Here is a 24,396-nt window from a genome sequence, read left to right as displayed (position 1 = left end):
CGTGGCACAGACCACTGCTATGCAGCAACCGCGTAAATACAATGGCATCATGGATTGGGTTACGACGGTTGACCACAAAAAAATCGGTATTTTGTATTTGTTCTCAGGAATCTTCTTCCTCCTTCTCGGTGGAATTGAAGCGTTACTTATTCGTTGGCAACTCGTCCGTCCGATGAACGATTTCGTCAGCGGCGAAGTGTTCAACCAGTTGATCACGATGCACGGGACGACGATGATCTTCCTTGCGGCGATGCCGATGCTATTCGGTTTTATGAACGCCGTCGTGCCGCTTCAAATCGGGGCGCGCGACGTCGCGTTCCCGTTCATTAACTCGCTCGGTTTTTGGTTGTTCTTCTTCGGTGGCCTCATGTTGAACCTTAGCTGGTTCTTCGGCGCTGCACCGAACGCGGGTTGGACGGCTTACGCGCCGCTCTCGACGCAACCGGAAGCGACAGGGGTCGACTTCTACGCCCTCGGTCTTCAAATCTCAGGGTTCGGTTCACTCATGGCCGGGATTAACTTCCTCGTCACGATTTTGAACATGCGGGCACCAGGCATGAAACTCATGCGGATGCCGCTCTTCACGTGGACGACGTTCGTCGCTTCGGCGTTGATCGTCTTCGCGTTCCCGCCGCTTACAGTCGGCTTGTTCATGTTGATGTTCGAGCGTCTGTTCGGAGCCGTTTACTTCAATCCGGCAATGGGCGGTAACGTCGTCATTTGGGAACACCTCTTCTGGATCTTCGGTCACCCGGAAGTTTACATCTTGATCTTACCGGCATTCGGTATTTTCTCGGAAATCATTCCGACGTTTGCCCGTAAACGCTTGTTCGGTTACACGACGATGGTATTCGCTACGATGCTCATCGGGTTCCTTGGCTTCATGGTTTGGGTTCACCACATGTTCACCGTCGGTCTCGGGCCGGTCGCGAACTCGATCTTCGCCGTCGCGACGATGGCCATCGCCGTTCCGACAGGGGTCAAAATCTTCAACTGGCTGTTCACACTTTGGGGTGGGCAGATCAAGTTCAACGTTCCGATGCTTTACTCGGTGGCGTTCATCCCATCGTTCCTCGTCGGAGGGATGACAGGGGTTATGCTCTCGGTCGCACCGGCTGACTATCAGTACCACGATAGTTACTTCGTTGTCGCCCACTTCCACTACGTAATCGTCGGTGGGGTCGTCTTCGGTCTTTTCGCAGGACTGTTCTACTGGTTCCCGCTCATGTTCGGCAAAGCGCTCTCTGAGAAGCTTGGCTACTGGCAGTTCTGGTTGTTCTTCATCGGGTTCCACTTGACGTTCTTCCCGCAACATTTCCTCGGATTGTTCGGGATGCCACGCCGCGTCTTCACATACTTGCCGAATCAAGGGTTTGAGACGATGAACTTGCTGTCGACGATCGGTGCCTTCTTCATGGGTGTGTCGACGATCATCTTGCTCATCGCCGTCGTCAAGGCGTTCTTGTCGAAAGACGTCGTCAAGCCGGACCATTGGGAAGACGGACGTACGCTCGAGTGGACACTTCCTGTGCCGACTCCAGAGTACAACTTCGCACAAACACCGCTCGTCAAAGGGTTGGACACGTTCTGGCTCGAGAAGATGGCGGGTAACAAACGGGTTTCTGTCGCTGAACCAGTGTCAGACATCCACATGCCGAATAACTCATTGATCCCGTTCTTCATGTCACTCGGGTTATTCATCGCTGGACTTGGCGCGATTTTCCAAATGGACAACCCGGTTGTCGGTTGGTCACTTATCGTCATCGGTTTACTCATCACGTTCGTGTCGATGTTCCTCCGTTCATGGATCGACGACCACGGATTCTACATTCCAAAATCACAAATCGAAGCGGATTTGAAAGCGATTCGTGAGAAAGGAGAACAATAAATGGCACATGCAGTTGAAAAACACCCAGTGACCGGTATTCCGGCCAATCCAGAGAAAGCCACGCTGGAAGGGAAAAATAAATATGTGGCCTTCTGGTTCTTCCTTGGAGGAGAGACGGTTCTCTTCGCCTCGTTGTTTGGAACGTACGTCGGGCTTCTAAATTCTGGTGCGCCAGAGGAACTTCGCTCGTACAACATCTTTGAGATGGGGCTCGTCTTCATGATGACGATGCTCCTCCTCACGAGCTCGCTCACGAGCGTGCTCGCGATGATGAACATGAAAGCGAACAATCCAGGTCGAATGAAGTTTTGGTTGATCGTGACGCTTCTTCTCGGGGCAGGGTTCTTAGGAGCTGAGATTTACGAGTTCATCCACTACTACAGTATCGGTCACACGTTCACGTCGAGTGCGTTCGGTTCTGCGTTCTATACGCTCGTCGGATTCCACGGCGCTCACGTCACGTTCGGTCTCCTTTGGATCACGACGCTGTTGATCCGCAACTGGAACCGTCCGATCGATGTCTACAACGCACCGAAGTTCTATGTGTCGAGTTTATATTGGCACTTCATCGACGTTGTTTGGGTCTTCATTTTCTCGATCGTCTATCTCTTAGGGATGGTGAGCTGACATGGAAAAAAATCCAATGAACGAAACACACAAACAGTTAGAGCTTGAAGTGAAGGCAGAGTCGAGACGCGAGTATCAACTTCAGTTGATCAGTTTCGCGATGATGATTTTGCTCACGTTTGTCGCGTTCGGCGCGGTCTACGCGGAGCTCATGCCGGTATGGGCGGCGGGTGGCTTCTTGATCATCCTCGCCATCATCCAAGTGTTCTTGCAGCTGTACATCTTCATGCATATGAACAACCGTGGCAACACGTGGATCGTCGGAATGATGTGGCTTGGTATTTTCGTCGCCATCATCACTGTCGCGGCACTTCGTTTGCTCATTTGGTAAAAATGTGACAAAGGATTGAACATCTGTGGAAACATAGATGATTCAGTCCTTTTTGCTTTACTTCAAAAATAAAGGAATAGTAATCTTGAAGTGAACGGTTTCATTGGTTTGGGAGAGAAAGAAAAGGGGTGAAGGGATGCTCTGGAATACATCAGAGCTACTCAAACAGTTCGAATGGACAACGCTTTGGAGTCCGTTGTTCGGATTGTTGATGGTAGGGTTGTACGTCCTCTATGCGTTCGTCACAGAGAGAATGGCGAAACGAGGGTACGAGTCGACCACGTTGCTACAAAAGTTCAGCATGTTGTTTGCGATCGTGCTCTATTACATCGGATTTGGTAGTCCAGTCGACGTGCTCGCGCACATCATCTTCTCGGTGCATATGTTGCAGATGGTGCTCGTCTACGTGTTAGCGCCGGCGCTCGTCATTTACGGATTGCCGTATTGGGTATTTGAAAAATTATTTAGTTATAAAGTAATCGGGCCGACGCTTAAGTTTATGACGAAACCGCTGATTGCGCTCGTGTTGTTCAACGCGTTATTTACGTTTTACCACATGCCATTCATCTTTGATTACGTGTTAACGAACTACGGGGTGCATCGCATCTTTCACGGGGCTCTCGTCGTCTTTAGTTTGACGATGTGGTATCCGGTAATCGCCCCGTTCCTCTCGGATGAAGAAGAGGGGATGTCCGATTTGAAACGGATGGTGTACATCATCGCAAACGGTGTGCTATTGACGCCTGCTTGTGCGTTCATCATCTTCAGTCAAGGAATTCTCTATGACGCCTATACGGACGTTGAGACGTTCGCGACGGTGCTCGGATACTGTATGCCGAACGGAGACGTATCCGGTCTCGACTTAAACGCCTTGATGGGTGCGACGAACAGCGCCCTCGAAGACCAGCGCTTCGGCGGGGTATTGATGAAGCTTGGACAGGAAGTCGTGTACGGTTTCTTCTTCGGCTGGACGTTCTTCGGTTGGGTACGCCGGACGAAATCGCTCGCGCTTGACGAAGGCATGTCATTCACACCGAACGAACCGAAAGAGAAAAAATGAACTAAGTCAAAGGGGAAACATCGATGAACTATCTTGCCTTAATTAGTGTGACATTCATTGTAATCAGTGCGATTTTGGTCGCCATCGGCTGGACGATTATCGCGCGCGACCGCCGCAATATTGAAAAGCATAAAAAAGTCATGACAGCAGCTGCCGTCGCGGCGACGACGTTCTTTATCCTTTACGTCTCGCGGACGATCTTTGTTGGGAATACCGCATTTGGAGGTCCGGACTCGGTGAAGCCGTACTATCTCGCTTTCATGATTTTCCACATCATCCTGGCGACGACAGGTGGTATCCTCGGATTGATCACACTCTATCTCGGCTATAAAAACAAGATCGAGAAACATCGTAAAATCGGACCGAAAGCATCAGTCGTCTGGTTTTTCACAGCCATTACAGGTGTGATGGTCTATGTTCTTCTCTATGTGGCGTTTGAACCGGGTGAGACGACGAACGTCTTCCGGGCCATCATCGGAGGATGACCGAAGAGAGGGGGATGAGCATGAAACGGAATAGTTACTTGACGGTCGGGTTGACGGTCGTCATTTTGATCGCTATCGGAGCGGCCTCGTATTTCCTCTTCTTCAAAGAAGATGATTTGCCGGTCATCCAAGAGCCGACCCCGTTCACGTTGACGAACGCGCTCGATGGCCAACCGTACGACTCAGATAACGGAAAAGTCAAAATCGTCACGTTCTTTTATACGAACTGTCCCGATATTTGTCCGCTCACGCTACGCGACTTCATGAAACTCGAGCAAGACTTGAAGGCGAACGACTTGTACGGCACTGACGTCGAACTCGTCGCCATCACGGTCGACCCGGAAGTCGATACGATCCCGGTACTTGAGAACTACGGAGCGGCGTTCCAAGCTGAGCCAACTGGATGGAAGATGTTGACCGGTGACAAAGCCGACATCGACCGGATCACCCGTCAGCTTCAGTTCTATTATTCGAAAGCGAATAGTGGACTTGTCACCCACGCGACGACGATGTATATCATCGACCGTCACCATGATGTTCGTGCAGTCGCGCAAATGGCGACGACAGGAGAAAAACCAGTCGACATCGAAACCATTATGGAGGACGTGAAAGTGCTCGTTGCAGAAAAGGAGTGAAGAAGATGAACGATACGATGGCTGTCATCGGAAACGATTATTCATACGGAGATGTGACGATTGCAGAGCGGGCGATCGAGGATTTGATTGCGTGTAGCGCGATCGAATTCGGATTGCGTGAAGTGAAAGTCGTGTCGCTCTCGAAAGAGCGGTACGATTATCTACTGATCGCACCCGTCTCGCTTAGCGAGGCAGAGCGGTTGTACCGTTACGTCCGCGACCAGTTCGATCTATTGCTCGGACAAGTCGATGTGACACTCAATGTGATTGCTACATGAGAGAAGGGAGGACCCATTGAGGGCCTCCCTTTTTGTGTATCATATTATCTGAAATGACATGTCTATATTTTCCAGAAGCAACCTCTGGTATGATGAGAGATGAGTCATACGACAGTTCGTTTCTTATTATGAAGGAGGACGTAACATGCAGAATAACGCGTTGGTCATCATTGATATTCAAAATGATATCACGAAGAATTATAAGGCGATTATCGATCACATTAACCGCTCAATCGATTGGGCGGTCGAGCAAGGGATTCCGGTCGTGTATATTCGCCATGAGAATCTGTCGCCCGGCACTAGGACGTTTAAAACGGGTACGCGCGGTGCTGAGCTGGCCCCGGAGTTGAAACGCGTGTCCGATCATGTATTCACAAAATATAAGGGCAACGCCTTGACGAGTGACGCGTTCAGCGAGTTTATTCAAGCGAATGAGATTGGCCACTTTTATATTGCCGGCGCGGATGCGATTGCCTGCGTGAAATCGACGTGCTATAACTTACGCAAATTAGACTATGCGGTCAGCGTATTAACGGACTGTATCACGAGTTATGATTTAAAGAAAATTGACGGGATGCTCGACTATTATGAGAGTAAAGGGTGTGCCATCATCCGGTCAGAGGACTTACCGGCGTAAAGGGATCCTCGGTCTGAATCCAGCCGCCCTCTACATAGATGAATCGCCGTTTCAGCCAAAAGAAAAACCCCTTCGTTTAGAGGGGTTTGACTTCCAGTGTTTCCGCAAGAGCCGCGAGACGACGCTCACAGTCGCGAACGATTTCTTCTGGGAACTCTTCGTCGTACTCGACGCCGTGCGGGTAGTAATGTTTCCCGAGAATCGGTGTCACCATTTTAACGACCGCATGACGGTCCTCGATTTGGCCTTCAATCGCATAAACCGGCAAGCGCAGGTAAAACGTCTCGCCCGTCGATTGCTTCTCGTACTTCATATCATACGTCGCACGCTCATAGTCCCAAGCGCCTTCACGGATGAAATGATGATGATCCATGATCGTCTCGAGCAAACCGAAGCGGATCTCTTTTCCCTCGATGTGGAACTGCTCAAATTTCATCATAATCCCCCTTTTCCCTAATAAACCTCATATGTCATCATATCATATTCGAAAACGTTCTTGGAATAACGTGTGTTCAAATTGTGAAAAAAAGATGAACGGTCAAGACATCGTTTCGAGATACGCCGCAATCTTGTCGATAAGTCTCACGCCGAGCGGCATCAATCCTTCTGAACCGAAGAAGACGTTGAATTCCAAGATGTAAAAATTATCCCCTGAGACGATGACGTCGAACGCGGCGTGATTGATGTGAAGCGTCTTCGCGATCGAGAGCACTTCTTCCACGACGTGACCTGGGATATCGTCATACGAGAAGTGGGCACCTTGGGCGACGTTGTTTAAAAAGGCCTCACTGACGCGCCAATAAGAACCGACGACTTCTTCGCCGATGACGATGATGCGCAGGTCACGGTCGTTCGGGATGAACTGTTGGACGTAAAACGTCTCGTGTTTGTCGACGTATTCGAGCCATTCTTGTTCATTTTTAATGAGCCAGACGCCTTGACCCATCGAGGACTTGGCGGTCTTGGCGACGAACGGGTATTCGAACTCTTCAAGGACGCGTTCGATCGTGTACGGGTTCTTCCCGTAAATTAACGTCTTCGGGATGCGATGCGGGAACGTCGCTGTGAAAGCGCGTGTCATCTCGATTTTATCGTGCCCGAGGTGGTACGTTGCCGGAGACGGGAAGATCGGTTTGTTCAATCCGTAAATGATCGAGTTGACCATCCAGTACTCCGGGAAGAGGACGAGATCGGCCGCCCGGACTTTATCGAGCTGATCATAATAATATTCTGGTTTCGCATAGTCGGTTTTCATACCGGCCGAGCGAATCATGTTAAACGAGACTTTTTTCATCGTACACCGCACGAAGCGGTGGTTCACTTCCTTTCTGCATTTACGTCACGTTCAATTATAAGTCCGATTGCTCACAGAGGGAATCAATTGTGGTAAAATCATGTCAGAAAGGGTGAAAGCCATGATTATTACTGAACAGACGATTGATTTGCTCGATCAAACAGAAGCATTGACTGCCTTGATCGAGACGAGCGAATCGTTCCAAACATATATCGCGACAAAACAAGCTCGCGCTCGCTCGAAAGAAGCCCAGGAAGTCGAACGGGAATTTTTACGAATGAAAGAAGATTATGAGTACGTGCAACGGTTCGGGAAACATCACCCAGATCACGATCGTATTAAAAAAGAGATGCATCTCGTGAAGCGTCGTCTCGACGTGCAACCGGAAGTGGCCGCCTTCAAAAAGGCGGAACGTAACTTGGATAAGTTACTCGGAGAAGTGAGTGAGCTGTTGGCGTTCTCGGTATCTCCAAAAATCAAAGTGCCTACCGGCAACCCGTTCTTCGATGAGGGTGGCTGTTCCGGTGGCGGAAGCTGTGGCGGAGGAGGCGGAAGTTGTGGATGTGCTGGCTGAATCATTCGAGTTAAAAGGTCGAATCGGACTCGTCGTTTACGTGCAGTCGCTCAAACAAGTGAAAGCGCTACGTCGCTACGCAAACTTATATTACGTCTCGAAGCGTGAGAAGTACGCCTTTTTATATACGGACTTAGAAGACCATGAGACGATCATCGAGAAAATCAGTGCCTTGCCATTCGTCGACGCGGTCGTTCGGAGCGAACGGCCTTTCATTGCCGAGACGTACGAGCCAAAGCAGAAATAAACGGGCGAGATGAAGGTGGTGACGCCTTCATCTTTTCTAATGGAGGATCAACGATGCGAGTCATTTCAGGAGAACGAAAAGGGACGCGCCTAAAGGCGGTCCCAGGGTCGACGACACGACCGACGGCAGATAAAGTAAAAGAATCATTGTTTAATATCATCGGCCCTTACTTCGCCGGGGGGGATGCCCTCGACCTTTACGCGGGGAGTGGCGGTCTCGGGATCGAGGCGTTATCACGGGGGTGCGACCGTGCCGTCTTCGTCGATCGTCATGGGAAGGCGATTCAAACGATACAGGACAATCTACGGGCGACGCGTTACGAGGCACAAGCGACGATTCAAAGACAAGACGCGCGGGCCGTCCTCGACCAACTCGCCGAGACGGGGCGGTCGTTTAAACTCATTTTCATGGACCCGCCGTACCATGAGGAAGAACATGAATCGTTTTTACAACTCATTGAATCGAACCGACTGTTGACAGACAACGGCGTCGTCGTCTGCGAACATGGCAGCGAGACGACGTTGCCGGATCGGGTCGGTCTGCTCGAAAAAATTAAGGTTCAACGCTACTCGTCTGTCATTACGATCAGCCTTTACGAGTACGCAACGACCGAGGAGTGAACATATGAAACGGATCGCGATTTGCCCGGGGAGCTTTGACCCGATTACGAACGGACATTTAGATATTATTGAGCGGGCGGCAGCCATCTTTGATGAAGTGATCGTCGCGGTGCTCGAAAACTCGAGCAAGGCACCGTTATTCAACGTCGAAGAGCGGCTCACGCTCATTCGGGAAGTGACATCGCATTTACCGAACGTGTCAGCGGACGCGTTTGGCGGGCTGCTCGTCGAGTATGCCGCTAAACGAGAAGCAGCGACGATCGTCCGCGGTCTTCGGGCCGTCTCTGACTTCGAATACGAACTTCAGATCGCTTCGATCAACAAGAAGTTAAACGAGGACGTCGAGACGCTGTTTATGATGACGAACAGCAAATACTCGTTCCTCAGCTCGTCGATCGTGAAAGAAGTCGCCAAATACGGCGCCTCGGTCGCTGAACTCGTTCCCGAACAAGTCGAACAGGCACTTCGGAAAAAATATGAAGTGAGTCAACAGCAATGAAGTCGCTGAAGATCGGCTTCGGTATCCTCGTCGCCGTGCTCATCTTTCTGTTTGCCCCGTTACCTTATTACATCACGTATCCGGGCGAAGCGACGACCATCGAAACCTTTATGACGGTTGAAGACGGGACGAAAGATGCGGGTGAACTGATGATGGTCACGATCTCGCAACGACGGGCGACACCGCTTTGGCTCGTCGGGAGCTGGTTCACGCCGTTCACGGAAGCGAGTCCGTCTAGTCGCTATTTGTATGACGGCGAAGGGGAAGACGATTACGAGCGAAGACAGCAGCTGCTCATGTCATCGTCGCAGCAAGCGGCCATTCAATACGCGTACGGTCTAGCCGAAGAGGACGTGACCGTCACGTTTGACGGCATGTACGTCTCGGCTCCAATCACCGGGTCGCTCGCGGCGAACGTCCTTAAACCAGGTGACGTCATTACAGCGCTTGACGGCCAATCGTTCGCGTCACGTCTTGATTTCATCAACCGCGTCTCGGCGTTCGAGACGGGGGATGAAGTGACGATCACGCTCGAACGGGATGGACGGGAACGTGTCGTGAAGACGCTCGTTCAACCGCTCGACCGGAGCGGGGACCGTGTCGGTCTCGGAATTTATGAACCGCTGCCGGTGCAAGATGTGCGCACAGAACCGGACGTCACGTTTGAACTGACGAACGTTGGGGGGCCCTCGGCCGGGCTCATGTTCACGCTAGAGATTTATGATCAGTTGACGCCGGGTGACTTGGCGGGCGGTGAGACGATTGCCGGTACTGGCACGGTCGATGAAGAAGGAAACGTCGGTCCGATCGGTGGGGCGTGGCAAAAAATCGTCGCGGCTGACCGAGCCGGTGCCTCGGTGTTCTTCGTGCCGGCCGGTTCGAATTATGATGAAGCGCTGGAATCACTCGACCGGCTCGAGAGCGATATTGCAGTCGTTCCGGTCGAAACGGTCGAGGACGCCATCGATTATTTGGAGTCGATGAATTGAGGGGTTTGCATATGCTCGAGCAGTGACCGGTTGCCGAGAGGTAACCGGTACGCCTCGGTCACACGAGCTTCGAACGCTAAATCGGACTGGTACTTGCTGACGAGCGGTACCGTTTTTTTTATGTCTTTTAAGACGCTACGGCCAATCGCATTGAATGCGAGCGGACGGACGTATGGGACTTCGTCAAATCGTTCCGGAAGTTCGTCACGTTTCCAATGGATGAGGACCGAGACGAGAGCGCGCTGGATGGCCGTGCGTGTATAGCGTCGCGTCAACAGGCCGCCCATAGCTTGTTCGAACGTCGGTGCGAGACCTGCTTCAATCAAGCGAGGGGACAACGAAGCGTCAATGCCGACGAGTTGTTCGAGTTCTGACTTTGGGATCGTCCGTAACTTGAATTGCAAGACAGGCCAATAGAGCGACCAGTGGGCCATCGACGTCTGCTGGAATAACGCCCGTGTCGCTTCTGGGACAGCCCGGACACTCCCGGTCTCGAGATAGTGGGCCCGGACGCCCGTTGCCGACATGACGTCCGAGACGCCTGTATCGTGGTAGCCGGCCCCAAGACGCTTTACGGTATGGAGTGAGATGGTGCGAGCGGCTTTCGCATAATGATAGGCGAGAATGTTGTTTGGAAGCGTCAAGTCAAAAGTTGGATAAAGTGCCGCAAACGCCTCGCTCGATGCTTTGGCGGATGACTTGCCTGCTTTTAAGGCGTGTTGGAGCGCGTCATGATAGGCGGGTGTCGCTTCGATGCCAGCGTGTGCCGCGCGCAGGACCGCATCGGCGTCGCCGCTCTCACTGCCGAACGAGAGCGTCTGGCATCCGATTTGTTCCGCGATGGCGACAGCCGCGCTCGCGAACCGGTCGGCGCGTTGGACGCCGTAACAAGTCGGCAGTTCGATCACAAGGTCGATCGCCCCTGTTTTGACTGCCGCCGCAGCCCGGCTCCACTTGTCAAAAGCAGCCGGTTCACCGCGCTGTGTGAACTGGGCACTCATGATGGCGATCATGGCGTCGGCATCCGTTTCGATTCGAGCTGTTTTTGCCTGATAGAGATGTCCGTTATGGAACGGATTGTACTCCGCGATGATGGCCGTCTTTTTCATAAATTTACTCCTTTGCATTGTCGATTGGATTGGTGTAAGATAGGTAAGTACGCTTTGGCAAAGCGCCGTCGCCAACTGATTTTAGTGTAAAGAAAAAACATTGACAAAACAAGTTGGCCTATCTATAATTCATATTGTTGCAATTGAGGTGATTCGGATGAAGTGGTCTATTGCACAGCTACTTAAGCTACGAAACCAGGATGACAGTTTTTCCATCGATGAGATGGTTGAACTCGAAGAGCTTACTCAGCTCCATCCGGATATCCGTTCGATTCGCCCGGTGCATGTGCACGGGGATGCGTCGTTCACATCTAATCAAGTTACATTCAATTTGAAGGTTCAAGGGGACCTGACGTTGCCAGATGCGCGTACGTTAGAAGATGTCGTCTTTGAATTTGATATTGAATCGCTCGAGCCTTTCTTTTTGGAGAATGGGCGTTATACGGAGCAATTCGATGATGTCAATTTGCCAGAAGGAAATACGATTGATCTGCGACCGATCGTAAAAGAGCTCATCATGTTAGAAGTCCCGATTCAAATTTTCGGGAACGAAACAGACAAAACTCAGGTTGAAGGGGAAGGCTGGTCTCTCATTGACGAACAGCCGGACGACCAACCAAAAATCGACCCGCGCCTCGCGGGCCTTGCTGACTTGTTCTCTAAAAAAGAGGACGAGAACGGCTAACTTTTCAAGGAGGTGGACAACGATGGCAGTACCATTCCGTAGAACGTCGAAAACTCGCAAACGTCTTCGTCGTACTCACTTCAAACTTAACGTACCTGGTATGAACGAGTGCCCGAACTGTGGCGACATGAAACTTTCACACCGTGTTTGCAAATCTTGCGGACATTACAACGGTAAAGAAGTAACAAGCAAATAATGCGAAAAGAAGCGGTCTCCTTGGGAGATCGCTTCTTTTTTTAATTGTGTGGTCCTGGAAACAGATTGTGGTAAAATTCTTTGTGCACACTGTTTGTGGAGGGATAGCGAATGAAGCCGATCAAACGAATTGGGATTATAGGGAACGGGGCTATCGGGATGTTGATGGCGTCGTTACTCGCGAAAGACTACAGCGTCACCTTGTACGGTCGAGGCGAAGAAACGAAAGACGTCATGATCGAACGAGCCGGTATGACGAAGGGGACCGTCGCTGTCCCGCTCAAACCGGTACATACACTCAACGAGACGGATGCGGACGTCTTTTTCGTGACGACGAAAGCGCACCAAGTGCGCGCGGCGACAGAACGGCTTACCGGGGGCGTCCCTGTGTTCATCTGCTCGAACGGGATTGCCCATCTCGAGTACGCTCGGGAACGAGGATTCCACTTAGGCGTCATCGAGCACGGGGTGACGCGAGACGAAAATCGAATTAACCATAGCGGCCTCGGCCGAGTTCGGATCGGGAGCTTGGATGCCCTACAGCCGCTCACGTTCATCGCCTCGCCGCTCCAAGTCGTGTGGGAAGCGGATATCGAACAAGTCGTCGTTGAAAAGTTGTTTGCGAACGCGATCATCAATCCGATCACCGCACTTTGTCGCGTCCCGAACGGAGCCGTCGCCGAACCGCCTTGCCGCGAAGTCGCGCAAACGATCTATGAGGAGCTGACACCGCTGTTCGATCAGTTCGTGCCTTATACATATATTGAGACGATCATCGAGAAGACAGCTCAAAACCGCTCTTCGATGCTTCGAGATATCGAGGCCGGACGTATGACCGAGGTCGATGCCATCTTGACCCCGCTCTTGAAACGGGCCGAGGACAGAGGCCGAAAACTGACGGTCATCCCACTCATGCAAAAATTGATAATAGGAGCGAGCGCATTATGTTAGTGTATATCGTTTCATTTCCGCTTGTCATATGGTTTATGGTGTATATGATACTTAGAAAAATTATGCCGAAATCGGTCAATACGTTTAAACTTGTCTGCGATGCCGGAGTGTTCCTCTGGTTTTATGCGTGTGCGGTCCTATTAGAGACACTCGTCGGGGACGACGTCTTTTGGTTGCTCTTAGCCGTCTGCTGCGCTATTTTTCCGGCAAATGCGATTTGGCAGCGAGTCCGACACGAAGAAGTCTTATATACAAAAATGTTCGTACACGGCTGGCGATTGTTATTTTTACTACTCGTCCCGTTACACGCCGTGTTGTTCTCGCTCGGTGTCGCAAAAGAAATGATTCATTGACCGTTTGAAAGGAAGTCGTTATACGTGAGGATAGAGTCGCTAGACGCCATGTACAGTCCATCTTCCCCGATGATCCAAATCGAAGCGGGATATACGAAGTGGCTGGACTATAAAGGAATGGACGAGCTCGAAGCTCGAGCGAGCGAGCTTGAAGGACGCTCATACCCGCATCTGGAATCGTTAGCAGGGATTCTTCGGGCGCAACAGATGGTTCACGGTCCGCTCTCGGACGTGCTTGACTCAAAACTCGACGCGCTCGCGAAAGGCGAGGCGTTCACGATTGTGACCGGACAGCAAGTCGGCGTCTTCGGGGGCCCGTTGTTTGCGGTGTATAAGCTGTTAACCGTGCTCAAACGAGCGAAACAGGCGGAAGCCGTGCTCGGTAAGCCGGTCATCCCGATTTTTTGGATGGCGACCGAGGATCATGACTTCGCCGAGATCAACCATGTGTACGCCCCCCAGCCGTTGTCACGGCAACTGCGGAAAGAAGCGTTGTCGACCGTTCCGCTCGCAGGGAAAGCATCGGTCGGAGAACTCGAATTCGACCGTCTCAAAATCGAACTCGTCCAAATGTTGCAACGTCTGTTCGTGTCGGAGACAGAGACTGTCCATACGGCGACGCTTTATCATGAGCTTGTCGTCTTACTCCAAGCGAGTCACTCGTTCGCACAATTTTTTGGGAAGATGATGCGGCGTTTCGTCGGGTACGATTTTCTCCTGTTCGACCCGCATCAGCCTGACGTACGCCGGCTCGAACGTGAGGCGTTCAAACAGTTGATCGTGCAACACGACCGCTTGCACGAAGTGTTCCGCGACTCATTTGAGGACGGCATGCCGACCGTAGAACTGAACCGCGATGCGGCCCACGTGTTTTATCATGACGGGACGCGTGAATTGTTGACGAAAGAACAAGATGTCTTCACGACGAAACGCGGTCACCGCTTCACGGAGGCGGAACTGTTACAAGAAATTGATGAGCATCCCGAACGGTTCTCGAATAATGTCGTGTCACGGCCGCTCATGCAAGATTACTTGTTTCCGACGCTCGCATACGTCGCTGGTCCGGGGGAGATCGCCTATTGGCTCCAACTTCGTCCGTTGTTTCATGTATTCGGTTGGAAGATGCCGTTGTTGATCCCGAGACTTGGCGCTGTCGTCATGTCGACGAACGACGAGAAAAAACTCGCTCAAGAAGGGACCACACTCGTCGATTACTTGACGAATCCGCTCCCGGACCATTCGTTCGATGACGAATCGTTTGACCAAAGTCTGTATGCCTACCGCACGCTGTCTGAAGCAATCGGGCAAGAGGCAGGAAAGCGCGGGCATCGCTTTGAGACGAACGCGCGACATATCCTTGACCGTCTCGCTGACGAGATGCGGGCCGAGGCGAAGCGCGAGCAGTATCGTTTGAATCGACGCCGGATCCATCTGTCGACACGCTTGCTGCCGATGGACGCACCGCAAGAGCGGATCTGGTCGATGGTCCCACTGATGAATCGTCACGGAGACGATTTATTCGTTCGGTTACGCGCCGCCTATGAACAGGCGGAATGGGAGCGTTGTTTAGTCAAAATTTGATTGTGAAATCGTAAATGATCGAGGTTCTCCACTTGTTTGGAGAACCATTTTTTGTTTGTTACCTTTTTGTTTCCTATTTTCTCTAAAAACCAATGCGTAGCTTGACATTTTTATGATAAAGTAAATGTAATAAACTAGTTGAAAAATGTAGGTTGAGAGGGTTTTTGTATGTTTGAGCATGAAACGGTTTTAAAAATGGAGTCTGTTGATGGACTGAACATCAAACCGGACGGAATTTACGTCGATTGTACGTTAGGGGGAGCCGGTCATAGCGAAGAGATTGTGAAACGCCTGACGACGGGCCATCTTTACGCCTTCGACCAGGACGACGTCGCACTCACGCACGCTGCTGAGCGTTTGGCTCCATATGAGGACCGGGTTACGTTTATAAAGAGCAACTTCGTCCATCTGAAAGACGAGTTAGCGGTACGAGGTGTGACACAAGTCGATGGAGTATTATTTGACCTCGGTGTCTCTTCACCACAGTTAGATGAGGCAGAACGCGGCTTTAGCTATAATTTTGACGCTCCGCTCGATATGCGAATGGACCGGTCACGAGATTTTTCGGCGTATCACGTCGTCAACGAATGGCCGTTCGGGGACCTCGCCCGCATTTTCTTTACATACGGGGAAGAGAAGTTCTCGAAACAGATTGCGCGTAAAATCGAACAAGCCCGTGCCGTCAAGCCGATTGAGACGACGTTCGAACTCGTCGAATTGATTAAAGACGCAATTCCGGCGCCGGCGCGACGCAAAGGCGGCCATCCGGCGAAACGGACGTTCCAAGCGATCCGCATCGCTGTGAACGACGAATTGAACGTGTTCGATCGTGCCGTCCAAGACGCGATTGACATTCTCGCCATCGGTGGACGGATTTGTGTGATCACGTTCCATTCACTTGAAGACCGCATCTGTAAGCAGGTTTTCAAAGAGAAGAGCCAGTATCCACAGTTGCCAAAAGGATTGCCGATTATCCCAGAGGAGTTCGAACCGGAATTGAAGCTGATCACACGCAAGCCGATCACTGCCGGAGATAACGAACTTGAAGACAACCGCCGGGCCCGGTCGGCCAAACTTCGGATCGCTGAAAAACAAAAATAGATTGTACGTAGGAGGGATACCTGATGCCAGAAGCTGCCCGCAAGGCTCTGCAGCCTCAAATTTCACCGAATCGAAATCCGATTCCGCAAGAACGACCAATACCAGCTCCGAAACGACGTACGTTGACCTTGTTCGAATCCATCCTGTACCCGACGATGATTTTCTCGGTCGTCTTGTTCGGTGGCATCACGGTGTCGAAACATAACGAAGCGTACAATATTATGCGAGATACGGCTGTCATCAGCCAAGAGATGAATACGATCTCGAAAGAGAATGAAGAACTGAAGTATGAGATTGCCCAACTAAGCTCACCTGAGAGAATTTATGCGATTGCTGAAAAGCTCGGCATGCAGTTCAATGAAAAGAACGTTTTGGTGATCGACTGATGAATTCTCTACAACAGAGTAAAAAAAGAGTGGCGTGGGTGGCGATCGTTTGCTTCACACCGCTCTTTTTATTTTTTGTCGGCTGGTTCCTCTACTTGTCCGTCTTTCAGACGTACAAAGGGGAGAACATGCTCGCTTTCGCTGAAGAAGAGCGTTGGAAGGCTGTCAGTACACTTAAGGCGGAGCGTGGAGAGATTTTTGATCGGTTCGGGCAACCGATTGCCATCAATATCCCGTCCTACCGGATTGTCGCGGTCTTGAAGCTAGGGGGAGAGCGGGTCGAAAACAAGACGCTCTTGCCTGACGAGTTTAAGGGCGCGTCTAAAGAGCTTGCGACGGTCATTCCGATGACTGAAGCCGATATTTTGAAACGGCTCGAACAAAATGTCGATCGCGGTCAAATCGAGTTCGGGGTACCGGGCCGGGATTTGACGGTCGAACAAAAAGAAGCGATCGAAGCGTTTGAGATTCCGGGCATCACGTTCGTCGAAGAACCGAAACGCTATTACCCGAATAAAGTCTTTGCTTCATCCGTCGTCGGCTACGCCCAAAAGATTGATCAAAACGGCCGCATCGAACTCGTCGGAGAACTTGGAATCGAAAAATCGCTCAATGACGTGCTGAGTGAATCGTACGGTTTATATCGTTTCGAGAAAGATTTAGCAGGCCGACAGCTCGTGTCGAGCGATGAACAACTAAAAATCGACCCGGAAGACGGGGCGGACGTCCAGTTGACGCTCGATCATCGCATCCAACAACTGCTTGATACGAAAATGGATGAACTGTATAAAGAATATAAACCGAAAAATGCGACGGCGATCATCATGGATCCAAAGACCGGTGAGATCATCGCCTTGTCCGATCGTCCGTCTTTTGATCCGAATACCCGTGAGATCACGTCTTACAGCAACTTCTCTGTCTCATCTCGCTTTGAGCCGGGTTCGACGATGAAAATCTTCACACTCGCCGCAGCGATCAATGAAGGTGTTTACAACCCGAACGAGTTGTATAAATCCGGGTCTTACAAGTATGGCAAGACGGTGTTCAATGATTATAACGTCACCGGATGGGGTACGATTCCTATGGTGGAAGGCGTCTGGCACTCTTCGAACGTCGCCTTCTCGATTTTAGCGAATGAACGACTCGGACTCGGCCGGTACGAAGATTACTTCAAGGCGTTCAAGTTCGACCAACGAACGGGCGTCGATTTGCCGGGAGAAGTGAACAGTCAATACGACTTCGATAGTCCGATGAACGTGTTGATCACAGCATGGGGACAATCGACGGCGATGACACCGATGCAAATCCTACAAGCGACTTCAGCGATCGCGACCGACGGGACGATGAAACAACCGTACGTGATTAAAAAAGTCGTCAACCGTGAAACGGGCGAGACGATTCGGACGACCAATCCGAAAACTGTCGGTCAACCGGTCACGGAAGAAACGGCCAAGCTGACACGCGAAGCACTCGACGGTGTCGTCAATAGTGATCTCGGAACCGGTCAACTGTATGCGCTCGATAATTATCGCGTCATCGGAAAAACCGGGACGGCTCAAATTGCCGAAAATGGGAAGTACTTGAGCGGTCAGTACATCCACTCGTTCGTCGGAATGGCACCGAAAGATGATCCGGAACTCGTCATGTATATTGCGGTCGACCGACCAAACGGCGACTCGTCGACGACGGGTCCGCGCATCATGGCGCCGCTGTTCAAGGATGTCATGGACGTGGCGTTGCGCTATCGAAGCGTCGAACCGGAAAAACAAACGAAAACAATCGATGCGTCGACGAAGACGACGGAAACATACGTCGAGCTTGGTCGTGATGAGGCGGTCAAGCAGGCGAAAGCCGCTTCGTTCGAACCGATCTTACTCGGTAGCGGGGACGATGTCGTCGCTCAAAGCCCGGTCGAAGGGCAGTCGTACGTCGTCGGGGAGCGTCTCCTGTTGAAGACGGAGGACTCGTTCACGATGCCGAACCTATCAGGCTGGTCGCTTCGTGATGCGAAACGATTGGCGACGCTCTATCAATTGAATTTAGAAATAGACGGAACGGGCTTTGTCACTTCCCAGTCAATCGGGAAAGGCAAGCCGGTCAAGAATGGGGCGACACTCAAAGTGAGGCTCCAAGCACCGTCGAACTAACGCATAGGGATGAAGAGGGCCTCGGCTCTCTTTTCCTTTGTCACAGGAGGAAATAAGGATGGAACAGTTAACGATACAAACACTTGCTTCTTGGTTTGGGATGGAGACGGACGACACACGTGAGGTCCGTCATGTCGCGACCGACTCGAGAGACGGTAATGAGGACGGATTGTTCGTGCCGATCATCGGGGCTCGCGTCGATGGCCACGACTTCATCGATGCGGCCGTCCAAAAAGGCGCAATCGTGACGTTTTGGGAGCAGGGGCGTCCGCTGCCGGAAGGGATTGTGGCGATTCCTGTCGAGTCACCGCTAAAGGCGCTGCAAGAAGCGGCGGCACGATACTTGGCTGAAATCGATCCGTTCGTGGTCGCGATCACCGGTTCAAATGGCAAGACGTCGACGAAAGACATGGTTGCCGTCGTTCTCGGGGAAAAGTTCAAAACGCACAAGACGGCTGGAAACTTCAACTCGGACGTCGGTTTGCCGCTGACCGTACTGCGAATGCCTCGTGATACGGAAGTCGCGGTGCTCGAGATGGGGATGAACGGATTCGGGCAAATCGAGTTGTTATCGAAACTTGCCAAGCCTGACGTCGCGTTCGTGACGAACATCGGCGAGTCGCACGGCGAACAAGTCGGAGGTCGCTCAGGGATCGCTAAAGCAAAACTTGAGATTAAAGCCGGGCTCAAACCGGACGGGGTGCTCATCGTCGATGCCGACGAGCCGCTTTTGGCCAACGAAGGTTACCGAGTCGGTTACGACGCGACGGCGGATGGGAAACTTGAAGTCGTCGAATCGACGTTTGACGCCTCGATTTTCCGCTACAATAACGAGTTTTATGAGTTAAAAGTGCTCGGAGCCCACCAAATCCGGAATGCGGCGTATGCGATCGCGTGCGGACTCAGATTAGGTCTTGATCACGAGACGATCCAACGCGGTCTGAATCGAGTTCAATTGACATCGATGCGGATGGAGAAGCAAATGTTCGGTGACGCGCATTTGATCAATGACGCCTACAATGCGAGCCCGACATCGATGATTGCCGCCATCGAGACGGTGAAAACGTTAGAAGGCTTTAGCCGTCGTGTCCTCGTCCTCGGGGATATGTACGAACTCGGAACAGATGAACAGGCCCAGCACGAGAGTGTCGGCCACGTCATCACGGCACCTGTGACCGATTGCGTGCTGATCGGCGACAAAGCGAAATGGATCGCACAAGGGATCAGTGACCCGCGCGTGAATGTGACGATGGTCCCAACGGTAGAGGAAGCGAAAGCACTCCTCAGCAGTTATCAACGGCCACAGACTGTGATATTGTTAAAAGCATCGCGAGGACTTGCGCTTGAGCGCTTAGTCCAATAAATAGAGTAGTGAGGTACGAATATGTTAATCAGTTTAATCGTCTTAATCAGTTCATTATTGACCGTATTGGTCGTCATGCCGCGAGCCATCCCGGCGCTTCGTAACTTAAAGTTTGGTCAGGAGATCCGGGACGAGGGTCCGGATTGGCATCAAAAGAAATCAGGGACACCGACGATGGGCGGGATCGTCATCCTGCTCGCACTTCTTGTCGGCTTTCTCGTTTCGATCGTGTTTGGAGAAGCGGTCGCCGGATTCGGGACGCTCTTGTTCGTCACGCTCGCGTTCGGGATCATTGGATTCCTTGACGACTACATTAAAGTCGTCAACAAACGCAACCTTGGATTGACATCGCTCCAAAAGTTGATTGGCCAAATCATTGTCTCGGTGTTGTTCGTTTGGTTCTTATCACTTGGCGGCGGGCTCGACACAACAATCAGCATTCCGTTCACATCGATCGCGTTTGATACGGGCTGGTTCTACATCGCCATCGTCATCTTCTGGCTCGTCGGTTTCTCGAACGCCGTCAACTTGACGGACGGTTTGGACGGTCTCGTTTCGTTCTCGGCCATCCCGACGTTTGCGTTCTTTGGAATTTATGCGTTAGGACAAGATGAAGTCGGCATCGCTTGGTTTGCGTTTAGTACGGTCGGAGCACTCCTTGGGTTCCTCGTCTTTAACAAATACCCGGCGAAAATTTTCATGGGTGACACGGGTTCGCTCGCTTTAGGCGGAGCGGTCGCTGGTCTCGCCCTCATGTTGAAACTTGAATTATTACTCGTCTTCGTCGGTATTATTTTTGTCATTGAGACGCTCAGTGTCATCTTGCAGGTCATCTCGTTTAAAACGACGGGGAAACGAATCTTTAAGATGAGTCCGATCCACCACCATTTCGAGATGGTCGGCTGGTCAGAATGGCGCATCGTATTGACGTTCAGTGGAATTAGCTTGATCACGGCAGTATTGTCGTTACTTCTCATGTAATGGATGGTGGAAGACATGAATCAACAGTGGAATGGTAAGCGAGTCCTCGTACTCGGGGCGGCTCGGAGCGGTATCGCAGCTGCCGCCTATTTAAAGGCGGTCGGCGCAGACGTAGTGATCAATACGGGCAGTGAGCCAACAGAAGCAGAGCGGGCAAAGATTGAAGCGCTAAACGTAAAAACTGTCTTCGGCTCGCATCCGCTTGAACTGTTAGACGAAGCTGAACTGATCGTCAAGAATCCGGGTATCCCTTATCAGATCGCGTTACTAGAAGAAGCGATTGCGCGTCACATCCCGATTTATACGGAAGTCGAGCTCGCTTATTTGGCAACAGAGGCAGATTTTGTCGCCATCACCGGGTCGAACGGTAAAACGACGACGACGACGCTCGTCCATGAGCTGTTAAAAGGTGGCGAACGTCCCGTCCACGTGGCGGGAAATATCGGGTTTCCGGCCATCGAAGTCGCGACGCAAGCCGCGCCGGGCGACCTGATCGTGATCGAACTATCGAGTTTTCAGCTGATGGGAGTGGAAGCGTTCCATCCCCGCTCGGCAGCACTGCTCAACTTGTCAGAAGCCCATCTTGACTATCACGGGGACTTTGAATCATACGCTGACGCGAAAGCGAATCTGTTCCAAAACATGACACCTTCAGACCGGGTCGTCGTCAAAGGTGAGGATCGAGAAGTCATGAAGCGAGTGCCGACTGGACTTTCAGCTCAAACGTTTGGCTATGAAACCGGTGACGCGCATGTCGATTCAGGATGGATCACTTTGCATGGCGCACGGATCATGCCGGTGTCAGAACTTGCGCTTGGAGGCGCCCATAACGTCGAGAACGTATTGGCCGCGCTCTTATTGATCGAGCCGTTTGACATCCCGACTGATCATATCGAGCACGTCTTGCGCACGTTCGGCGGCGTCGCCCATCGGACGGAGAGCCTCGGCCGTGTGCTTGGCCGTCGCGTCTACAACGATTCAAAAGCGACGAACAACGTCGCTGCCGAGGCGGCACTCACTGGTTTCGAAGCACCGATCGTTTGGTTATGCGGCGGGCTCGAACGTGGAGCCGACCTGACATCACTCGTTCCGGCGATGAAACGGGTGAAAGCTGTCATCGCTTACGGCGAGACGGCTGAACGGTTCAAAACGTTAAGTGAATCAGAAAACATTCCGGCGCAAGCCGTCGCCACGCTCGACGAGGCGGTGCCGCTCGCGTTTGAACAGTCCGTTGCAGGCGACGTGATCTTGCTGTCGCCGGCCTGTGCGAGCTGGGATCAATATAAGACGTTTGAAGAACGAGGCGAACATTTCGTCAAGCTCGTGAACGCATATGAGGAGGCAAACCGATGAGAGTCATCATTTCTGGTGGAGGGACGGGTGGTCACATCTATCCGGCGCTCGCCCTGCTCGATACGTTGAAAGAGCGGCATACCGATTTAGAGGTGCTCTATATCGGGACCGAGAACGGGCTTGAAGCCGATCTCGTACCGCGAGCGGGTATCCCGTTCAAATCGATTCGAATCAGTGGCTTGAAACGGTCGCTTTCGATTGAGAACGTCAAGACGGGTTATCGGTTCGTCCAATCGGTTCTCGCATTACGAAAAGACATGAAAGCGTTCCGACCTGACGTCGTCATCGGAACGGGCGGTTTCGTGTCCGGGCCTGTCGTCTTCACCGCACAACTGCTCGGTATTCCGACGATTTTGCATGAACAAAACAGCATCCCGGGACTGACGAATAAGTTTTTGTCTAAAAAAGCGGATCGTGTGGCGCTGTCGTTCGCCGGTTCTGAACACCATTTCCCAGGGGCGAACGTGCAAGTCATCGGGAATCCACGGGGTAGTGAGGTCTTGAAGACAACGGCAGACGAGATGAAACTGCGCACCGAGTACGGGATTGACGACCGACCGATTGTTCTCATCTATGGCGGCAGCCGTGGGGCGGAAGCGATCAATCGAGCGGTCATCGAGGCGATCCCGGAACTCGCGACTGAACCTGTGAACGTCTTATATGTGACCGGAAAAGTGCATTTTGACGATGTCGTCGCCAAAGCGCCGAGCTCAGATAACGTCCAAATCTTGCCTTACGTCTACGATATGCCAGAGCTCCTCGCCTGTGCGAGTCTCGTCGTCTCACGGGCCGGTGCTTCGACAATCTCGGAATTGACTGCGCTCGGTTTGCCGAGCATTTTAATCCCGAGCCCTTACGTGACAGCGGATCATCAGACGAAAAATGCGTCGGCGCTCGTCGAGAACGGTGCCGCTGAACTGATTAAAGAGCAAGCGTTGACAGGCGCCACGCTCGTCGCGTCGATCCGTCACGTCTTGAATCACCATGACGAGATGGCCGCAGCGTCGAAACGATTAGGATTCCCGCACGCCGCGGAATCACTCGCCGATCTTGTTGAAGAAGTAAGCCGATAAAGGAGAGAAGTTAATGGAGACGCGTCAGAATACCGTTCGCAGTTTGGAAGATCGCATTCCGTATATGAAGGACCAACGGCGCAAAAAAGCGAATCGACGCTTGGCGACGATTCTACTCTTGTTTGCCGTGCTCATCGCACTCGTCGTCTATATGCAGACGTCGGTTTCTGACGTGAAGGCAGTGAATGTGTCCGGACTCGACTGGTTGACTGAAGCTTACGTCCTTGAGGGAACGGATCTCGACACGTCTTCAAAGATTGTTCGCATCTCTCCGAACGACATCGAGCAGACGATTCGCGCACTCCCGGGAGTGCGGGACGTCAAAGTCGATCGGTCTTGGTATAACATCGTCACCGTGGACATCGAGGAAGAGAAGATGATCGCCTACTCGCGAAACGACTCAGAAGAAGTCGTCGTGCTCGCAGACGGATCACTTCACCCGACCGGACAAATCGATGATCCGGAGAAGTTGCAGGATGGTCCGCTCTTACGTGAGTTCACGGACGTCGCCGAGCTCGAGAAAGTGGCAAGTGAACTCGAGCAAGTTGATGACGCGATGCGGGCCCGGATGTCTGAAATCGTCTTTTCGAAAAAAAAGGATGAACCAGTCCGGTATGAGATTTACATGAACGATGGAAACACGTTGCTCACACCGACGTTCAAACTGAGCCAAACCGTCTCAAAATACGGGGATATCTTTGAAAACATCCCAAAAGGTCAACGCGGAACCGTCGTCATGGACGGAGGCTTTTATTTCGTCCCTTACGAAAAAACGAAAGAATAATCTGATTTTTTACAGTCCTTAGACACGTAAGGACTGTTTTTTTATGGTTTGTAATCGAATTGACACCCCAAAACCGCTTAATTTGTAGGATTCTACCTTTTCTCACTATGTTATTTGTTGTAAACTTAGACGTGAGATATCTTGCCGGACCTATCAATATTTTTGGATAT

The 24,396-nt window shown here is 51.7% G+C and carries 29 protein-coding genes; 26 read left to right on the top strand and 3 right to left on the bottom strand.

What is annotated here, in order from left to right:
- Positions 1 to 19 precede the first annotated feature (19 nt).
- The 8 genes from ctaD to EVJ21_RS02875 all read left to right on the top strand — a co-directional run bounded on the left by ctaD (position 20) and on the right by EVJ21_RS02875 (position 5,941).
- Positions 20 to 1,888 carry a cytochrome c oxidase subunit I gene (gene ctaD / locus EVJ21_RS02910; protein ID WP_070327578.1) on the top strand — a complete coding sequence of 623 codons (1,869 nt, stop codon included), beginning with the start codon at positions 20 to 22 and terminating at the stop codon, positions 1,886 to 1,888.
- Positions 1,889 to 2,515, top strand: coding sequence for a cytochrome (ubi)quinol oxidase subunit III (locus tag EVJ21_RS02905; protein ID WP_070327577.1), 627 nt, complete (start codon positions 1,889 to 1,891; stop codon positions 2,513 to 2,515).
- A 1-nt stretch (position 2,516) separates the two neighbouring features.
- Entirely contained in the window at positions 2,517 to 2,846 is a 330-nt protein-coding gene (locus EVJ21_RS02900) for a cytochrome C oxidase subunit IV family protein (protein ID WP_083273975.1), read from the top strand.
- 136 nt (positions 2,847 to 2,982) lie between these two features.
- Positions 2,983 to 3,906, top strand: a complete 924-nt coding sequence (locus tag EVJ21_RS02895) for a cytochrome c oxidase assembly protein (protein ID WP_070327576.1) — start codon at positions 2,983 to 2,985, stop codon at positions 3,904 to 3,906.
- Between the two features lie 23 nt (positions 3,907 to 3,929).
- Positions 3,930 to 4,391 (top strand): DUF420 domain-containing protein, encoded by a 462-nt coding sequence (locus tag EVJ21_RS02890; RefSeq protein ID WP_016509532.1) that lies wholly within the window; start codon positions 3,930 to 3,932, stop codon positions 4,389 to 4,391.
- A 20-nt stretch (positions 4,392 to 4,411) separates the two neighbouring features.
- The gene (locus EVJ21_RS02885) at positions 4,412 to 5,026 is read left to right on the top strand and encodes an SCO family protein (RefSeq protein ID WP_131440363.1); all 615 of its coding nucleotides are present in this window, start codon (positions 4,412 to 4,414) and stop codon (positions 5,024 to 5,026) included.
- 5 nt (positions 5,027 to 5,031) lie between these two features.
- A complete protein-coding gene (locus tag EVJ21_RS02880) occupies positions 5,032 to 5,304 on the top strand; it encodes a hypothetical protein (RefSeq protein ID WP_035386138.1) in 273 nt (90 codons plus the stop codon).
- A 145-nt stretch (positions 5,305 to 5,449) separates the two neighbouring features.
- The gene (locus tag EVJ21_RS02875) at positions 5,450 to 5,941 is read left to right on the top strand and encodes a cysteine hydrolase family protein (protein ID WP_131465350.1); all 492 of its coding nucleotides are present in this window, start codon (positions 5,450 to 5,452) and stop codon (positions 5,939 to 5,941) included.
- 76 nt (positions 5,942 to 6,017) lie between these two features.
- On the opposite strand, the gene EVJ21_RS02870 is transcribed toward EVJ21_RS02875, so the two are convergent.
- Both EVJ21_RS02870 and EVJ21_RS02865 read right to left on the bottom strand, forming a co-directional pair.
- Entirely contained in the window at positions 6,018 to 6,377 is a 360-nt protein-coding gene (locus tag EVJ21_RS02870) for a YugN family protein (protein WP_070327573.1), read from the bottom strand.
- Positions 6,378 to 6,479: 102 nt separating this feature from the next.
- Positions 6,480 to 7,235: an ATP-grasp domain-containing protein gene (locus EVJ21_RS02865; RefSeq protein WP_201738980.1), complete on the bottom strand. Its 756-nt coding sequence runs from the start codon at positions 7,233 to 7,235 to the stop codon at positions 6,480 to 6,482.
- Positions 7,236 to 7,356: 121 nt separating this feature from the next.
- On the opposite strand from EVJ21_RS02865, the gene EVJ21_RS02860 reads away from it, so the two are divergent.
- The 5 genes from EVJ21_RS02860 to EVJ21_RS02840 are packed head-to-tail and all read left to right on the top strand — an operon-like array spanning position 7,357 to position 10,164.
- Positions 7,357 to 7,809 (top strand): YlbF/YmcA family competence regulator, encoded by a 453-nt coding sequence (locus EVJ21_RS02860; RefSeq protein ID WP_070327571.1) that lies wholly within the window; start codon positions 7,357 to 7,359, stop codon positions 7,807 to 7,809.
- Positions 7,793 to 8,056: a YlbG family protein gene (locus EVJ21_RS02855; RefSeq protein ID WP_016508973.1), complete on the top strand. Its 264-nt coding sequence runs from the start codon at positions 7,793 to 7,795 to the stop codon at positions 8,054 to 8,056. The genes EVJ21_RS02860 and EVJ21_RS02855 overlap by 17 nt, the downstream gene beginning before the upstream one ends.
- A 53-nt stretch (positions 8,057 to 8,109) precedes the next feature.
- Positions 8,110 to 8,676: a 16S rRNA (guanine(966)-N(2))-methyltransferase RsmD gene (gene rsmD / locus EVJ21_RS02850; RefSeq protein WP_070327570.1), complete on the top strand. Its 567-nt coding sequence runs from the start codon at positions 8,110 to 8,112 to the stop codon at positions 8,674 to 8,676.
- 4 nt (positions 8,677 to 8,680) lie between these two features.
- Entirely contained in the window at positions 8,681 to 9,175 is a 495-nt protein-coding gene (gene coaD, locus EVJ21_RS02845; protein WP_016509015.1) for a pantetheine-phosphate adenylyltransferase, read from the top strand.
- A complete protein-coding gene (locus EVJ21_RS02840) occupies positions 9,172 to 10,164 on the top strand; it encodes a SepM family pheromone-processing serine protease (protein ID WP_131465346.1) in 993 nt (330 codons plus the stop codon). The genes coaD and EVJ21_RS02840 overlap by 4 nt, the downstream gene beginning before the upstream one ends.
- On the opposite strand, the gene EVJ21_RS02835 is transcribed toward EVJ21_RS02840, so the two are convergent.
- The gene (locus EVJ21_RS02835) at positions 10,143 to 11,273 is read right to left on the bottom strand and encodes a tRNA(Met) cytidine acetate ligase (protein WP_236636552.1); all 1,131 of its coding nucleotides are present in this window, start codon (positions 11,271 to 11,273) and stop codon (positions 10,143 to 10,145) included. The genes EVJ21_RS02840 and EVJ21_RS02835 overlap by 22 nt on opposite strands.
- 157 nt (positions 11,274 to 11,430) lie before the next feature.
- On the opposite strand from EVJ21_RS02835, the gene EVJ21_RS02830 reads away from it, so the two are divergent.
- From EVJ21_RS02830 to EVJ21_RS02770, 13 genes are all read left to right on the top strand, one after another.
- A complete protein-coding gene (locus EVJ21_RS02830; protein WP_070327567.1) occupies positions 11,431 to 11,958 on the top strand; it encodes a YceD family protein in 528 nt (175 codons plus the stop codon).
- Positions 11,959 to 11,980: 22 nt separating this feature from the next.
- On the top strand, positions 11,981 to 12,154 hold the full coding sequence (rpmF, locus tag EVJ21_RS02825) for a 50S ribosomal protein L32 (protein ID WP_081338944.1): 174 nt from the start codon (positions 11,981 to 11,983) through the stop codon (positions 12,152 to 12,154).
- A gap of 110 nt (positions 12,155 to 12,264) precedes the next feature.
- Positions 12,265 to 13,104 (top strand): ketopantoate reductase family protein, encoded by an 840-nt coding sequence (locus tag EVJ21_RS02820; RefSeq protein WP_131489861.1) that lies wholly within the window; start codon positions 12,265 to 12,267, stop codon positions 13,102 to 13,104.
- The gene (locus EVJ21_RS02815; protein ID WP_131489860.1) at positions 13,098 to 13,457 is read left to right on the top strand and encodes a DUF3397 domain-containing protein; all 360 of its coding nucleotides are present in this window, start codon (positions 13,098 to 13,100) and stop codon (positions 13,455 to 13,457) included. Before EVJ21_RS02820 ends, EVJ21_RS02815 begins: the two co-directional genes overlap by 7 nt.
- Before the next feature lie 24 nt (positions 13,458 to 13,481).
- The gene (gene bshC / locus EVJ21_RS02810; RefSeq protein ID WP_236636551.1) at positions 13,482 to 15,038 is read left to right on the top strand and encodes a bacillithiol biosynthesis cysteine-adding enzyme BshC; all 1,557 of its coding nucleotides are present in this window, start codon (positions 13,482 to 13,484) and stop codon (positions 15,036 to 15,038) included.
- Positions 15,039 to 15,206: 168 nt separating this feature from the next.
- On the top strand, positions 15,207 to 16,139 hold the full coding sequence (gene rsmH, locus EVJ21_RS02805; protein ID WP_131465336.1) for a 16S rRNA (cytosine(1402)-N(4))-methyltransferase RsmH: 933 nt from the start codon (positions 15,207 to 15,209) through the stop codon (positions 16,137 to 16,139).
- Between the two features lie 23 nt (positions 16,140 to 16,162).
- Positions 16,163 to 16,525: a cell division protein FtsL gene (gene ftsL / locus EVJ21_RS02800; RefSeq protein ID WP_084813098.1), complete on the top strand. Its 363-nt coding sequence runs from the start codon at positions 16,163 to 16,165 to the stop codon at positions 16,523 to 16,525.
- 38 nt (positions 16,526 to 16,563) lie between these two features.
- Positions 16,564 to 18,672 (top strand): penicillin-binding transpeptidase domain-containing protein, encoded by a 2,109-nt coding sequence (locus EVJ21_RS02795; protein ID WP_236633738.1) that lies wholly within the window; start codon positions 16,564 to 16,566, stop codon positions 18,670 to 18,672.
- Between the two features lie 58 nt (positions 18,673 to 18,730).
- Complete coding sequence (locus EVJ21_RS02790) at positions 18,731 to 20,035, top strand: UDP-N-acetylmuramoyl-tripeptide--D-alanyl-D-alanine ligase (RefSeq protein WP_201739975.1); 1,305 nt, start codon at positions 18,731 to 18,733, stop codon at positions 20,033 to 20,035.
- Between the two features lie 21 nt (positions 20,036 to 20,056).
- A complete protein-coding gene (mraY, locus tag EVJ21_RS02785) occupies positions 20,057 to 21,016 on the top strand; it encodes a phospho-N-acetylmuramoyl-pentapeptide-transferase (protein WP_070327561.1) in 960 nt (319 codons plus the stop codon).
- A gap of 15 nt (positions 21,017 to 21,031) precedes the next feature.
- Positions 21,032 to 22,369, top strand: coding sequence for a UDP-N-acetylmuramoyl-L-alanine--D-glutamate ligase (gene murD, locus EVJ21_RS02780; RefSeq protein ID WP_236636550.1), 1,338 nt, complete (start codon positions 21,032 to 21,034; stop codon positions 22,367 to 22,369).
- Positions 22,366 to 23,442: an undecaprenyldiphospho-muramoylpentapeptide beta-N-acetylglucosaminyltransferase gene (gene murG / locus EVJ21_RS02775; protein WP_131489857.1), complete on the top strand. Its 1,077-nt coding sequence runs from the start codon at positions 22,366 to 22,368 to the stop codon at positions 23,440 to 23,442. Before murD ends, murG begins: the two co-directional genes overlap by 4 nt.
- A 13-nt stretch (positions 23,443 to 23,455) precedes the next feature.
- On the top strand, positions 23,456 to 24,226 hold the full coding sequence (locus tag EVJ21_RS02770) for a cell division protein FtsQ/DivIB (protein WP_131456279.1): 771 nt from the start codon (positions 23,456 to 23,458) through the stop codon (positions 24,224 to 24,226).
- The last annotated feature ends 170 nt before the right edge of the window (positions 24,227 to 24,396 follow it).

The organism is Exiguobacterium sp. SH0S2, from assembly GCF_004337185.1.
GTDB lineage: Bacteria > Bacillota > Bacilli > Exiguobacteriales > Exiguobacteriaceae > Exiguobacterium > Exiguobacterium aurantiacum_A.
Note: the sequence above shows the minus strand (reverse complement) of the source record. Positions and strands in the feature narration are given on the sequence as shown.